The organism is Stenotrophomonas geniculata ATCC 19374 = JCM 13324, assembly GCF_001431625.1.
GTDB lineage: Bacteria > Pseudomonadota > Gammaproteobacteria > Xanthomonadales > Xanthomonadaceae > Stenotrophomonas > Stenotrophomonas geniculata.
The window spans coordinates 74245-87880 of record NZ_LLXT01000082.1; the positions used below are offsets into that span (position 1 = coordinate 74245).

Sequence of the window (13636 nt, forward strand, 5' to 3'; positions counted from 1 at the left end):
CTGAATGACCCGTATTATCGAGTTCCTGATCGCCTTGGGGATCGTGGCTGGCCTGTTCGTCATCATTGGCGTATGTCTGCCGGGCGAGCGTCACATCACCGAAAGCATCGAGACCAACCGCAAGATGACGATCGTGTACGACACGGTCAGCAGCCTGCGCCGCTTCAAGGACTGGAACCCGCTGGTACTGCGCGATCCCGCCGTTGAACTGAAGCTGTCCGGCCCGGCCTCCGGCGTCGGTGCCACTCTCGACTTCACCTCCAAGGACCTGGGCACCGGTTCCTGGAAGATCACCGAAGCCGAAGAGAACAAGCGTGTTGCGATCGCCATCGATGACGCCACCAAGGGTCACGACAAGATCACCACCTTCACGCTGGAGCCGACCGGCAAGGGTGGCCGCAACGTCAAGATCACCCAGGACTACTCGGTGAAGTACGGCTTTGACCTGTTCGGCCGTTATGCAGGCCTGTATGTCAGCCGCCAGATCGGCGACGACATCAAGATGGGTCTGTCGCGCATGGCCAACATGCTGGCCACCGTCCCGAACGTGGACTACCGCACCCCGGAAGCCCCGCTGACCGATCTGGGCATCGTCGACGTGCCGGCTGAAGACCTGCTGGTCGTCAACGCCGGTAACGTGGACCGTGGTCAGGACACGATCACCAAGTCCATCAAGGACAACCAGGAGTGGATCAAGCGCGTGATGGAGGCCAATGGCCTTGAAGCCGCCGGTCCGTTCCGCATCATCACCACCGACTTCGGTCAGGAAAAGTACGCCTTCGACATCGCCCAGCCGGTGAAGAAGAAGGGTGCTGAAGGTGCCACCGCTGAAGAGCTGACCGTCAAGATCGACGGTGGCGCTCCGGTCAAGTACGTGCATGTGGCTCCGCACCGTTCGGCGCATGCCGCCTACACCGGCCACATGGCGGGTCTGGACGTGGCCCGCAACGGTCTGCGTGCCTGGGCCGTGACTTCCGGCAACGAAGTGATCGACCGTCCGTACGAAACCTGGAAGGACGGCATCGACAAGTCGTTCACCCCGGAAGGTACCTACGACATCTACTGGGCCGTCAAGTAAGCTTCGGCTGACCCATGTAGTGTTGGACACGAAAACGCGCCGCTCATTGCGGCGCGTTTTTTTTCATCTGGCGCCCGGCAAGGGCGCTGCGCAAGGAGCCCACATGTTCAATCTCGAACGTCGCGCACGTAAGCCTTCGCTGCTGGCCTGCCTGGGTGCGCTGCTGGCCGCCGTCTCGATCGGCCTGTCGGCCTACGCCTCGCACGGTGTGGCCGACCCGCTGGCGCAGCAGCATCTGAACATGGCGGCGCTGTATGCGTTCGCGCATGGTGCGGTACTGGTGGCGCTCGGACCGCGCGCGCAGGGAGCGATCGCGCATCTGGCGCTGTACTTGCTGCTGCTGGGAGTGCTGCTGTTTTCCGGCAGCCTGGTGGGCGGCGCGTTGTGGCAGTGGCCGACGCGGATGGCACCGATTGGCGGCACCAGCATGATGGCCGGATGGGTGTTGCTGGGGATCAATGCGTTGAGGCGGTGACGGCAGCGGAGATCGGCCAAGCACGACACCGCTGCGCCGTCAGCTTCTGTAGAGCCGAGCCATGCTCGGCTTCGAGCGAAGCGACCCGCTTTTGTCTTTGCTCTCTTGTTCCATCCTGCGGCCATGCACTGATTGCCCCAGGCTTTCGCCACGAGGGGCTCAGCCGTTGGCCGGCTTCCAGCACCAGTGCCACGGTTCGTAGACGATTCCGTGCGGGTTGTCGCGGGGGTAGCTCAGATGGAAGCCGTGTTCACCGGCATGGGCCTGCAGCCACGCGAACGCGTCGGTGGCTTCGAACGATTCTTCGGCCGGCGCGTCGCCCGGCGTGCCGATGTCCAGCGCGTGGCCGCTGTGGTGTTCGCTGAACCCCGGTGCGGCATTCACCTTCAGGATCTCTGCCACGCTCAAGCCGCGCGCCAGCTTCCGTTCGAAGATGCCCAGCTGGTAGGCATGGCTGCGGAAGCCGGAGATCGCGTCCAGCGCAATTCCGTCCTGTGCCGCGTGCAGTTGCATCCGCCGCCAGCCCTGCGCGGCGCCACGGCGCAGCCACAACGGGCGGGCGAAGCGGTCGCGACCGGCGAAGTGCAGCAGGCACGGTTCGGATTCCAGCGGCAAGCCGCTGCCGTCCGCGTAGCGCTGTGCATCCAGGCCAAGCTGCTGCAGGCGCTGCTGCAACCCGGCCAGCGGCAGCCATTGTTCTTCCAGCCCGGCGGCGAAGGGCCGCGCTGCCGCGGCATCCAGCAGCGCCAGTGCTTCCTCGACCCCGGGCTCGCGTTGCAGGCGCGGCACCATGGCGTGCACACCCTGCGCCAGTACCGCCGCCAGGTAGCGACCATCGCGCTTGCGCCGCAGCACCCAGTGCGCCTGCGACAGCAGGCGTGCATCCAGGTTGCTGCGTGCACGCAGCAGGTGGGCGGGCCACAGCTCGATGGCCTCGGTATTGATCAGCAGGGGGGCGCGTCGTTGCATCGCCGCAGCTTACTGCCGTGGCGCCGACGCGGCCACCTTGCGCAGTGCATCGAGTAGGGCCTGCGGCCGGTCCACGCTGAGCAGCGTGCTGCCATCACTGACCGGCAGGGCGAGGACGCGCGCACGGTCGGTGACCAGGGCGAAGCCCTTGCCGCCGCCCTGCAGGCGGAAGTGGCCCGAGTAGAAGCCCGGCATTGAATAGCCATTGGTTTTGACACGGATGCCGTAGCGGCGGTCACGCTGCAGGTCGACCACCTCGGCCTGGTCCAGCCGCAGCTGCGCCACCGGCACGCGCCGCCGATACATCGTCGAGCGCACGTCCAGCACGTTGCCGGCCAGCGCCACGCGGCGGCGGAAGAATGCGGCTCCCAGCCCGACAGCGAGTACAGCGATGACGATCAGGCTCCATGCCGCACTGCCGCCCATCCGGAACCAGGGCGGCGACAGCGTCACTTCGATCCAGGGGGCGCCTGCCGGTGCCTTGTACAGCTGTGCGTACAGGCAGGCCACGAAGGCAGCCAGCAGCGGCAGCACGATCCAGAGCACGCGCAGCGGCGAGCTCTCGGCCACGTCAAAGGGTTTGGGGTCGCTGCCGCCCATGGTTCAGGCCTCCTTTTTGAACACCAGCATCGCCGGGCGCATCGGGGCCGGGATGATGACGTTGACCAGTTCCCAGCCAAGCTGGCCCTGGCGGGTCAGTTCACTCTGGATGTCCTCGGCCTTCAGGGTGCCCATCATCGTGGTCTTCACTTCGATGGTCTGGTAACTCCAGCGCGTGCTCATTCCTTGTCCTCCGGCGATGGCGTGGGTTTCGGCAGGCGTCCTGCCCTGCGCAGGGCGTCGCGCAGCACGTATTCGATCTGCGCGTTGAGGCTGCGCAGCTCGTCGTCGGCCCAGCGCTGCGCCGCGGCCAGGACCTCGGCGTTGATGCGCAGCGGATAGGCTTTCTTCTCACTCATGGGGGCTCCTGGCGGGGCGGTGGGGCGCCCCGTTGCGAGTGTGGCTCAATACAGCGAGCCGGCATTGACGATCGGCTGGGTGCCGCGGTCCGAGCACAGCACGGTCAGCAGGTTGCTGACCATGTGCGCCTTGCGCTCCTCGTCCAGTTCAACCACGCCGTTCTTATGCAGTTCGGCCAGGGCCATCTCGACCATGCCCACTGCACCGGCCACGATGCGCGTGCGTGCGGCGATCACCGCGTTGGCCTGCTGCCGCTGCAGCATCGCCTGGGCGATTTCAGCGGCGTAGGCCAGGTGGCTGATGCGCGCGTCGATCACCTGCACACCCGCATCGGCCAGGCGCTCGGCCAGCTCGTTCTTCAGGTGCTGGGAGATCTCGCTGGCGTGGCTTCGCAGGGCCAGCTGGCCGTCCTCGTGCTGGTCGTAGGGATAGCTGGTGGCCATCGCACGCAGCGCGGATTCGGACTGGATGTGCACGAAGCTCTCGTAGTCGTCCACGTTGTAGACCGCTTCGGAGGCGTCGACCACCTGCCAGACGATCACTGCGGCGATCTCGATCGGGCTGCCGTCCAGCTCGTTGACCTTCAGCTTGCCGCTCTCGAAGTTGCGCACGCGCTGGCTGACCCGGCGCTTGGCGTAGAAGGGGTTGTTCCAGCGCAGGCCGTTGTCCTTGACGGTGCCGACGTACTTGCCGAACAGGCTCAGCACGGCCGCCTGGTTGGGCTGGATGGTGTACAGGCCGGCCAGGATGAAGACCGCGGCAGCGACCACCAGCACGCCGGCCAGCATCAGCAGCAGGTTGGGCGAGCCGGTGCTGGCCTTGGCCGCCACCCCCAGCACGAACAGCGCCCCGCCGGCCAGCGCAGCCAGCAGGGATCCGGCCAGGGTGCCGAGGCCGTTGAGGGAGGCAAGCGACTTCTCTTTCATGGCGGTACGTCCTTGAGGGTTCAAGGTGAAGATATCAAAGTGATATCACTTGTCGACTACCGTTCGTCGGATGCCATGGCCCGGGTGCCCGGCCAGCTAGAATGCCCACCCGCCTTCACATCGCTGCTGGAACTGCCATGGCCAAGCTTGGAACTCCGTTGTCCCCCTCCGCCACCCGCGTGCTGCTGCTGGGCTCGGGCGAACTCGGCAAGGAGGTGGCCATCGAGCTGCAGCGGCTGGGCGTGGAGGTGATCGCCGCCGATCGTTACGCCGACGCGCCGGCGATGCAGGTCGCACACCGCTCGCACGTGATCGACATGCTGGACGCGATGGCCCTGCGCGCGCTGATCGCCCAGGAGCAGCCGCACCTGGTAGTGCCGGAGATCGAGGCCATCCACACCGAGACCCTGGTCCAGCTGGAACAGGAGCAGGGCCTGCGGGTGATCCCGACCGCGCGTGCTGCACGCCTGACCATGGACCGCGAAGGCATCCGCCGCCTGGCCGCCGAAACCCTGGGCCTGCCGACCTCGCCGTACCGCTTCGTCGATACCGAGGCCGAGTACCGTGCTGCCGTGGCCGCCATCGGCCTGCCGTGCGTGGTCAAGCCGGTGATGTCGTCCTCGGGCAAGGGCCAGAGCACCCTGCGCAGCGAGGCGGACATCGCCCCGGCGTGGGAGTACGCGCAGACCGGTGGCCGTGCCGGTGCCGGCCGCTGCATCGTCGAAGGTTTCATCGATTTCGATTACGAGATCACCCTGCTGACCGTGCGCCACGCCGGCGGCACCTCGTTCTGCGCACCGATCGGCCACCTGCAGAAGGACGGCGACTACCGCGAAAGCTGGCAGCCGCAGCCGATGTCGAGCGCGGCACTGGCGCGCGCGGAAGAGATCTCGCGCGCGATCACCGACGACCTCGGTGGCTGGGGCCTGTTCGGCGTGGAGCTGTTCGTGAAGGGCGACGAAGTGTGGTTCAGCGAAGTGTCGCCGCGCCCGCATGACACTGGCCTGGTGACGCTGGTATCGCAGGAGCTGAGCGAGTTCGCGCTGCACGCGCGCGCCATCCTCGGCCTGCCGATTCCGGTGATCCGCCAGAGCGGCGCGTCGGCCTCGTGCGCGCTGCTGGCGCACGGCGAGGGCGTGCCGTACTTCAACAACGTCGCCGCCGCCCTGCAGATGCCGGACACCGCCGTGCGCCTGTTCGGCAAGCCGAGCGTGCACGGCCATCGCCGCGTGGGCGTGACCCTGGCGCGCGCGGAAACCATTGACGTAGCACGCGCCATCGCGCGTGATGCCGCCGACGCCATCGGCGTCGAACTGCGCCCGTAAGAAAGGAGCGACGACCAACGGTCGTCGCCTACCGAAACCCGGTGGGTACCGACCGTTGGTCGGTACAGATTTCCGTGCAGTCGACTAACAGTCGACTCTACCGCACATCCACCCACACCAGGTGGTGGTCGCTGCCGTCGGCGATCTTCGCCTCCGGGCTTTCATTGGCCGGCCAGAAGATGCCGCTGCCGATGTACTCGAAACCGGTCGAGGGCAGTACGTAGTCCAGGCGCATGGTGCCGGACTTCGGGCCGAAGTCGCCGGTGGCGTGGAACGGTGCGCCCTTGCGCTCGATGCCCTTGGCCGCATAGGCCAGGCTGGTCTGCTCACCGCCGACGCTGCGCGGGGTGGGGTAGCGCAGCACGCGGGCGTTCTCGATCAGCTCGACGATCGCCTCATGGCGGCCATCGCCGTCGACCGGGTCGTTGTTGAGGTCGCCCAGGATCACGAAGCGTGCGTCCTGCGCCAGGCCACCGCACTGGCCCTTGTCGTCACACAGCCACGGCTTGTCACCCTTGGAAAGGTACTCCTGCCACAGGCGCAGCTCGTCGTGGTTGCGCGCCGCGTTGCGCTTCTCCGGGCCGTCGAACACCGGCGGGGTCGGGTGCGAGACCAGCGCATGCACCACGCCGGCCGGGGTCTTCACCGGCACGTCCCAATGCGACTTCGACGACAGGCGCAGCTGCGACCACACCTGGTCGTTGTAGAAGCTCTGGCCGGTACGCGGATCGACCGGGCGGATGGCACCCGGCATCGCACTCCATTTCAGCAGCTGGAAGCTGCGTACCTTGGCTTCATCGATCGGGTAACGCGACAGCACCAGCATGCCGTACTGGCCCGGGTGCAGGCCGTAGCCCCACGCATCGTTGCCGCGGCTGCGGCCTTCGCCGCCGACCACGCCGTTGTTGTCCAGGTCCAGGCCACTGGGCACGCCGGTATTGACCGGGGCCAGATAGCGGTAGGCGAAATGCAGCGGCTTGCCGCCGCCGGGCTGGGCGACTTCCAGGTAGCGCTTCTGGAACAGGTCGGCGGCGCGATGGGCGTCGTCGAAATCGAATTCGTTCAGCAGCACCAGATCCGGGCGCACCTGCTGCAGTACCGCGGCGATCTTGCGTGCGTGCTCGCTGTCGCCTTCCAGTTCCTTGATCAGGCCACCGGCGTCGTCGGAGTACAGCGAGGTATTGTAGGTAGCCAGGCGCAGCGCAGTGGACGGCTTTTCGGTCATCGCGGGGGACGTGGCGAAGGCAGGGGCGGTGGCGCCGCAGAGCAGGGCCAGGGCGAGGATCAGGGGATGGCGGCGGGTCATGTTCATGGGCCGTATTGTGCACCTGGCCTGGTGTCAGCGGTTTGTCAGCGCCCGTCCAGTTCGTTGTCGAAATCGTGCCAGCGGCGGCCGTCGTACGCCTCCAGCGGATGGAAGCGGCGCTTGTAGTCCATCTTCTGGTGGCCGCGGATCCAGTAGCCCAGGTACACGTGTGGCAGGCCCTCGCGGCGCGCCCATTCAATCTGCTGCAGGATCGCGAAGGTGCCCAGCCCGCGCGCGGCGTGGTCCGGGTCGAAGAACGTGTAGACCGCCGACAGGCCGTGCTCGGTGACGTCGGTCACCGCCACCCCCAGCAGTTGGCTGGGCTGGCCGTCGTGGCCGGGCAGGCGCATTTCCATGAAACGGGTGTGCGACCAGCTGCCGATCAGGAACTGCTCGAATTCGTGCGGGCCGTGGTCGTCCATGCCGCCATTGGCGTGGCGGTGGGTGAGGTAGCGGTGATACAGCGCGAACAGGTCGTCGCGGGCGGTGGCGGCGGTGATCCGTACCTCCAGGTCGGCATTGCGGGCGGCGCAGCGGCGCTGGCTGCGGTCCGGAGCGAAGCGCGCCACCGGGATCCGCACCGCCACGCAGGCCTGGCAGTGCGCGCAATGGGGCCGGTAGACCAGATCGCCGCTGCGGCGGAAGCCCCAGCTCAGTGCCAGCGGATAGAGCGCACCGAGGCGGCGGTCGTTCGGGTCCAGCACCAGGTCGCGTGCCACCCGGTCCGACCAGTACCCGCAGGGGTGCTCGCCGGTCTGGAAAAGTCGCAGTTCGTCGTCTCTGTCGCCATGCATCGCCATGGGCACAGCATAGCCCCAGGTTGTCGCAGTGGCGGCGACTGTCCGCCGGATGAATGGCACCGGCAGCGGCGTCAACCGATGTCGCGCCCGGGCGTTGTTGTCCCCCGAGGGTGAAGTGATCACCCCGACGCTGTTCCCATCCCCAGGAGTGACCTCATGATCCGTACCCCCCTGCTGCTGGCCCTGCTGCTCGGCACCTCCGCTTCCGGTATCGCGCTCGCTGCCGACACCCCGGCCACGCCCGCGCAGCGTCCGGCCAAACTGGACACCAACGGCGACGGCGTCATCGACCGCGGCGAAGCCGCTGCCAACCCGCGCCTGGCCGCGAAGTTCGACGAGCTGGACAAGAACAAGGACGGCAAGCTCTCGCGCGATGAGCTGCCGCGCTGGAAGCATGGCCGCCGTGGCCACGGCGGTGAGCGCTGGGCCAAGCTGGACGTCAACAAGGACGGCCGCATCAGCCGCGAGGAAGCCAAGGCCGATCCGCGCCTGGCCGCGCGCTTCGACCAGCTTGATCTGAACAAGGACGGCTATCTGGACAAGGCCGACCGCGAGCTGCGCATGAAGCAGCATCGTGATGCCTGGTTCGCTGCCGCCGACACCAACAAGGACGGCCAGCTGAGCAAGGCCGAGTTCGACGCCGCCAAGGGCCCGATGCACGGTGGCCCGCGCCATGGCGGTCCGCGCGACGGTGGCGCACCGGCGCCGCAGCGCTGAGGGTCGACGCAGTGAATGACGACAACGCCGGCAGACTGCCGGCGTTGTCCGTTATACGTTTCCGCTGCGCATCAATGCATACACCACCAAGGCGATCACGAAGACGTTCGCGCCGATGATGCCGGTGCGCCCGTAGACGGATTCGTATTGCCAGTTGGTTCCGCTGCGGCCGCGCCGCGCCGAATCACGCGCGATCATGGGGGCCATCACGCGCTGCAGCGGCACCAGGCACTGGTAGTTCACCGTACCCAGGCCGATGACGAGAATGGCAAGTTGCAGCCACAGCGGCACCTGCAGCATCAGCGAAACCAACAGGCTGGTGCAGACGACCATCGCAGTGAACGTATTGAGGTGCACGAACCGTCGCACGGCCGCCCGTTCCTGCGGGGTGTCTGCGAAGCGCAGCAGGAAGCGGCCCCCCAGATAGCTGCCGATGATGCCACCGACGACGCCCCCGGCAACGGCGGCCCAGTTGCTGGCGGGTATCAGGTGCAGCTGGCTGGCGGCGGCCGTCAGTGAACCCATGGCTGCGCCGCCTGCGGCACTGACGCCGCCCAGGCCCAGCTTGCTGCCGCCCACGCCGACGCCGGTGCTGAGCAGGATCGCGGCACTGGCGGTGCCGGGTGCGGCCACCAGGACCATCGACACCACGGCGGTGGCGAATGCAGCGCTCGGCGCGCTGCTGCGTGCGAACTCACCGAAGTGCTGCAGCAGGCCGTCGCGCACCAGGGTGCGGGCGCGCGACAGGCGCTTGCGCACCGCCGCGTCGCTGAGACCGAGCAGGTCGGCCACCTGCTGCGAGCGCTGGCCTTCGCGGTAGTACAGCAACAGCACTTCGCGGCTGTCGGCGGGTAGGGTGGAGATGATGTCCTCGGCGGCGATTTCTTCCTCCACCCGCTGCAGGCGATCGGCGGCGCCCGGCGATGGATCTGCGGCCATCCCCATCGCCACCTCGGCCGCCTCGCCGGTCAGTGGACGGCCACGCTGGGCGCGCAGCCAGTCGCGGGCCAGGTTGCGGGTGATCTGCCGCAGCCACGGCAGGAAGCTGGTCGCGCTGCGCAGCTGGTGCAGCTGCTGCCAGCCCTTCACAAAGGCTTCCTGGGCAATGTCCTCGCTGGCCTGGCGGTCGCGGGTGATGGCCAGCGCGATGGCGGTGACCGTGTTCTGGCAGGCCAGCACGATGCGGCCGTAGGCGTGCTGGCAACCGCTGGCGGCAGCGGGCAGTTCGCGTTCCAGGGTCTGGTCGATCGATGCGGCGAACGTCGTCATGGCGGCGGCTCTCCTGCTGGGATTGTGTCCCATGACGGAGCTGCGCGCCCAATGTGACCGCAGATGCTGATGCATCTGCGGTCCGCGCATTCCACCTCATCCCCGCGCCGTTGGCGCACCCCCTTGAACAACAAGGGGGCTCCAATCCTGACGGGTTACGGTGAAGTCGCGACCCTGCTGCCAGGCCGCTGTGCTCGCCGGGCATGGCCCGGCGCTACCGCCTCTTACTTGGAGGGCTGGATACGGACCCGGACTTCTTCCTCTTCCGGCGCGGCCTGAGGGGCCGGTTGCGCCTGCTGCGGCTGGGCCTGCGCGGCAGGAGCCGGTGCGGCAGGTGCCGGGGCGCCGCGATGGCGCAGGCCGATCACCAGCGCCACGCCGGCGATCACCACCAGCAGGGCGATGCGGATGCGCCAGGCCCAGCCGCGGCCGCTGCCGCTCGTTTCGGCGGCGTCGCGGAAGGCGAACTCGGCGGTTGGGTGGTCGCGGCGGGTGGTGTCGAGGAGGCGGGCCTCGCGCAGGATTTCGCGTGCGCGCGGCTGATCGTCGGCGCGCACGATCCAGACTGCCGGGTAGGCGTTGGCGTTGCCAAGGTCGGTATAGCTGAACTGACCGCGGCGGCGGGTCTTGTACGAGCGCCCGTTGGTCACCTTGACGTCGATGCCGTGCTCGCGCAGCAGGTCGGCTACGCCTTCGACGGTTTCCACGCGCTGGCTGCTGAAGATCTGGCGCATCGGTTTACTCCTTGGCCGGCACGGCGGCGGCCGCGGCCTGGTCGGGAACCACGCGGATCAGGCCCTCCTGCGCGGTACTGGCCACCAGCACGCCGTTGCGGGTGAAGAACTGGCCGCGGGCCAGGCCGCGCGAATCCTGCGCGCTGGGGCTGTCCAGGGAGTACAGCAGCCAGTCGTCGGCGCGGAACGGGCGATGGAACCAGATCGCGTGGTCGAGCGAGGCCATCTGCACGTGCGGGTGGTAATAGCTGATGCCGTGCGGGAAGGTTGCCGTTCCCAGCAGGTGGAAATCGGAGGCATAGGCCAGCAGCGCCTGGTGCAGTTCCGGGGCGTCGCCGACCGGCTCGCTCAGGCGCAGCCACACCTGGTGGTAGGGCGGACGCTTGGGCGGGTTCAGTTCGTCACGCGGGTAGACATGGCGGAACTCGAACGGGCCGCCGCGCGACAGCCAGCGCTGCACCTTGATCGGCAGCCGCTCCAGCACTTCGGCCGGCAGCGGACGGTTCGGTTCGATGTCTTCCGGCTGCGGCACTTCGGGCATCTTGTGCTGGTGCTCGGCGCCGGTCTCGGCCTGCTGGAACGAGGCCGCGCAGAAGAAGATCACCTTGCCGTGCTGGATCGCAGTGACCCGGCGTACCGAGAAGCTGCCGCCGTCGCGCGTGCGGTCCACGTCGTAGACGATCGGGTGGTCGATGTTGCCGGCGCGCAGGAAGTAGGCGTGCAGTGAGTGCACGTGGCGGCCGTTGTCGACCGTGGCCTGGGCCGCGGCCAGCGCCTGGCCCAGCACCTGCCCGCCGAACACGTACTTGGTGCCGATGTCGCGGCTCTGCCCGCGGAACAGGTTGTCCTCCAGCCGCTCCAGGGTGAGCAGGTCGATCAGCTCGGAGACGACGGGTTCGGGCGTGTCGTTCAAGGGGGCGGCCACGGCAGTGAAAGAGGGCCTGATTATACCGGTCAGGGGTCAGTTCCCTTTCGCCCGGCGAAAGGGATCTGACCCCGGGCGAGGCAACCGCTATTTGCCGAGGCGGGCCACGAGCGCCTGCAGGGCGTTCTGTGCGTCCGGCGCAAACCAGGCCTCGACGAAGCGGTCGAGCTGGATCAGGTCCGGCTGCAGCGCCACGTGCAGGTCCGCGCGGGCGATGGCGCGGGTCAGCAGCATCGGCTGGCGCGGCTGCTTGAGCAGGTTCTGCAGCCAGGCCACGGCACGCGCGACCACCAGGTCACCTTCGGCCAGTTCGTCGACCAGGCCGATCTGCAGCGCCTGTTCGGCCGGCACCAGCGAACCGGTGGTCAGCAGGACACCGGCGCGGTGCACGCCCACCGCACGGCGCAGCAGGCGCTGGATGCCCTCCGGTGCGATCAGGCCGACCTGCACTTCGTTCAGGCCGATGGCATACGGTCGCGACGGATCGGCGCTGCGCGCCATGACGCGGTAGTCGCAGCACAGGGCCAGCACGCAGCCACCCGCCGGGGCGTGGCCGGTGATCGCCGCGACCACCGGAATGCGGCTCTCGGCCAGCGTGCGCACGGCGCCAAAGAAGGCGTTCCAGGTGTCCAGCAACTTGTGCTTGTCATCTCCATGCGAGAGCAGGTGCGGCACGTCCATGCCGCCGGTGAAGATGCGCTCGCTGCCCGACAGCACGATGCCGTGCGCGTCTTCGGCCATGGCCAGCTCGATGGCATGGATCAACTGCCGGCACAGTTCGGTGTCCAGTGCGTTGACCGGCGGCCGCGCCAGGCGCAGTTCGCGAATGGGGCCATGGTTGATCACCTCGATGAGCGTCGTCATGCTGCGGTCTCGTTGCGAAGAAGGAACCTGGACGATGATAACCAAACCATTCGTTGGCGTACTGTTGGTTCTGTGTGCGGCCGCAGCATCGGTTTCGGCGGCGGAACCGGCCTGCGTCACGGTGGAGCAGGGCTGGGCGCGGTTGCCACCGAATCCGGCGATGCCGATGACCGCCGGCTACGGCGTGATCCACAACGGCTGCAGCAAGGCGGTGGTGATCACCGGCGCAAGCAGTGCGGTGTTTGGCGATGTGTCGCTGCACGAAACCACCATCGTCGATGGGGTCAGCCGGATGCGCGCGATCGAGCGCCTGCCATTGGCACCGGGCGCGCGTGCCGAGCTCAAACCCGGTGGCCTGCACCTGATGCTGATGCAGGGCAAGGGCCCGTTGAAGGAAGGTCAGGCGCTGCCGCTGCGGCTGCAGCTGGAAGGCGGTGGCGAAGCGAGTGCGGCGCTGACCGTGCGCAAGGCTGCGCCGTAGCGGGATGGTCGTGCCGGCCGCTGGCCGGCAGCACAGGAAATGCCGGCCAGCAGCCGGCACTACTGCGGGGGCTTACGTCCAGTCGTACGAGAACAGCACCGTGCGGCTTTCCGGCTCGTACAGCATCACGATCGCATCGGCACCGGTGGCGCACCAGTTGTAGCCGGCCACGTCGGCCACGGCGAAGAACGTGTTGCCATTGCGGGTGATGATCACCGTTTCAGCATCGTCCGCAGCGTTGGGGTCATCGGCAGCGTCGGTGAAGCGCAGTTCGAATGCCGCGGGAATCTCCGCGGTCTCGGTCCAGTTGCCGAAGCCTATCGGTCCCCCCAGCGTATCCAGGTAATCGCGCTCGCTGGCCTCACCGTTGCCGTAGCGCGAGTAGCAGGCGAGACGGCCGTGCGCGGCATGGTAGTCGCGGGCCTTGGCGTAGCTCTCGCGCATCTGTGCGATGTGTTCCTGCGCGTGCTTGTCCTGCACCGCGTCGCCGATGAAATAGCCCTCGTTGCCGAGAAAGCGCATCTCGTTGCCGGCGGTCAGTTCGAAGGCGATCCAGTTGGTGCCGGTGAAATCGTTGTGGTGTTCTTCGGTGGTCTCGCCGATGCAGCCGTCATACGGCTCGATCGGGCACAGCATCGTTGCCACCTGGCCGGCCAGTTCCGGGCGCAGCACGCCCAGGTCGATCTTCAGCAGCGGCAGCAGATGCTGGGCGAGCCACGCTTGGTCAGCGGGGAAGACGCCGGTGGGGAAGGGGACCATGCCGGGCAGCAGGTCGCTCAGTTCAGTCTGGTGGATCATGTCAGTCCT

17 protein-coding genes are annotated in these 13636 nt (G+C 67.6%); 5 read left to right on the plus strand and 12 right to left on the minus strand.

What is annotated here, in order from left to right; all coding sequences use genetic code 11:
- The first annotated feature begins 4 nt into the window (after positions 1-4).
- Both ARC63_RS05005 and ARC63_RS05010 read left to right on the plus strand, forming a co-directional pair.
- Entirely contained in the window at positions 5-1078 is a 1074-nt protein-coding gene (locus ARC63_RS05005; RefSeq protein WP_021203110.1) for a polyketide cyclase, read from the plus strand.
- Between the two features lie 103 nt (positions 1079-1181).
- Positions 1182-1553: a DUF423 domain-containing protein gene (locus ARC63_RS05010; RefSeq protein WP_057502689.1), complete on the plus strand. Its 372-nt coding sequence runs from the start codon at positions 1182-1184 to the stop codon at positions 1551-1553.
- Positions 1554-1712: 159 nt separating this feature from the next.
- Here ARC63_RS05010 and ARC63_RS05015 read toward each other — a convergent pair whose 3' ends face one another.
- From ARC63_RS05015 to ARC63_RS05035, 5 genes are read right to left on the minus strand one after another with little or no spacing between them, the layout of a single operon-like run.
- Positions 1713-2522 carry a M15 family metallopeptidase gene (locus ARC63_RS05015; protein ID WP_057502690.1) on the minus strand — a complete coding sequence of 270 codons (810 nt, stop codon included), beginning with the start codon at positions 2520-2522 and terminating at the stop codon, positions 1713-1715.
- 9 nt (positions 2523-2531) lie between these two features.
- Entirely contained in the window at positions 2532-3122 is a 591-nt protein-coding gene (locus ARC63_RS05020; protein WP_057502691.1) for a PH domain-containing protein, read from the minus strand.
- Between the two features lie 3 nt (positions 3123-3125).
- On the minus strand, positions 3126-3305 hold the full coding sequence (locus ARC63_RS05025) for a DUF4177 domain-containing protein (protein WP_010483360.1): 180 nt from the start codon (positions 3303-3305) through the stop codon (positions 3126-3128).
- Positions 3302-3481, minus strand: a complete 180-nt coding sequence (locus ARC63_RS05030; RefSeq protein ID WP_010483358.1) for a type II toxin-antitoxin system antitoxin — start codon at positions 3479-3481, stop codon at positions 3302-3304. Before ARC63_RS05030 ends, ARC63_RS05025 begins: the two co-directional genes overlap by 4 nt.
- A 45-nt stretch (positions 3482-3526) precedes the next feature.
- Positions 3527-4408, minus strand: a complete 882-nt coding sequence (locus ARC63_RS05035; RefSeq protein WP_057502692.1) for an SPFH domain-containing protein — start codon at positions 4406-4408, stop codon at positions 3527-3529.
- Positions 4409-4545: 137 nt separating this feature from the next.
- Between ARC63_RS05035 and purT the strand changes: the two genes are divergently transcribed.
- Positions 4546-5733 (plus strand): formate-dependent phosphoribosylglycinamide formyltransferase, encoded by a 1188-nt coding sequence (purT, locus tag ARC63_RS05040; RefSeq protein WP_057502693.1) that lies wholly within the window; start codon positions 4546-4548, stop codon positions 5731-5733.
- A gap of 97 nt (positions 5734-5830) precedes the next feature.
- Here purT and ARC63_RS05045 read toward each other — a convergent pair whose 3' ends face one another.
- Positions 5831-7045 (minus strand): endonuclease/exonuclease/phosphatase family protein, encoded by a 1215-nt coding sequence (locus ARC63_RS05045; protein WP_049411395.1) that lies wholly within the window; start codon positions 7043-7045, stop codon positions 5831-5833.
- 38 nt (positions 7046-7083) lie between these two features.
- Positions 7084-7839, minus strand: coding sequence for an arginyltransferase (locus tag ARC63_RS05050; protein WP_010483343.1), 756 nt, complete (start codon positions 7837-7839; stop codon positions 7084-7086).
- 156 nt (positions 7840-7995) lie between these two features.
- On the opposite strand from ARC63_RS05050, the gene ARC63_RS05055 reads away from it, so the two are divergent.
- On the plus strand, positions 7996-8556 hold the full coding sequence (locus ARC63_RS05055; protein WP_043396741.1) for an EF-hand domain-containing protein: 561 nt from the start codon (positions 7996-7998) through the stop codon (positions 8554-8556).
- 51 nt (positions 8557-8607) lie between these two features.
- Here ARC63_RS05055 and ARC63_RS05060 read toward each other — a convergent pair whose 3' ends face one another.
- From ARC63_RS05060 to ARC63_RS05075, 4 genes are all read right to left on the minus strand, one after another.
- Positions 8608-9825: an RNA polymerase sigma factor gene (locus ARC63_RS05060; protein WP_057502694.1), complete on the minus strand. Its 1218-nt coding sequence runs from the start codon at positions 9823-9825 to the stop codon at positions 8608-8610.
- 224 nt (positions 9826-10049) lie between these two features.
- Positions 10050-10559 (minus strand): hypothetical protein, encoded by a 510-nt coding sequence (locus ARC63_RS05065; RefSeq protein WP_057502695.1) that lies wholly within the window; start codon positions 10557-10559, stop codon positions 10050-10052.
- 4 nt (positions 10560-10563) lie between these two features.
- A complete protein-coding gene (gene tesB / locus ARC63_RS05070; protein WP_005408551.1) occupies positions 10564-11484 on the minus strand; it encodes an acyl-CoA thioesterase II in 921 nt (306 codons plus the stop codon).
- Positions 11485-11571: 87 nt separating this feature from the next.
- Positions 11572-12348, minus strand: a complete 777-nt coding sequence (locus ARC63_RS05075; RefSeq protein WP_010483336.1) for an enoyl-CoA hydratase/isomerase family protein — start codon at positions 12346-12348, stop codon at positions 11572-11574.
- Between the two features lie 34 nt (positions 12349-12382).
- On the opposite strand from ARC63_RS05075, the gene ARC63_RS05080 reads away from it, so the two are divergent.
- On the plus strand, positions 12383-12829 hold the full coding sequence (locus tag ARC63_RS05080; protein ID WP_010483333.1) for a copper chaperone PCu(A)C: 447 nt from the start codon (positions 12383-12385) through the stop codon (positions 12827-12829).
- 72 nt (positions 12830-12901) lie between these two features.
- Here the strand turns inward: ARC63_RS05080 and ARC63_RS05085 are convergent, their stop codons facing one another.
- Positions 12902-13627, minus strand: a complete 726-nt coding sequence (locus tag ARC63_RS05085; protein ID WP_057502696.1) for a hypothetical protein — start codon at positions 13625-13627, stop codon at positions 12902-12904.
- Between the last annotated feature and the right edge of the window lie 9 nt (positions 13628-13636).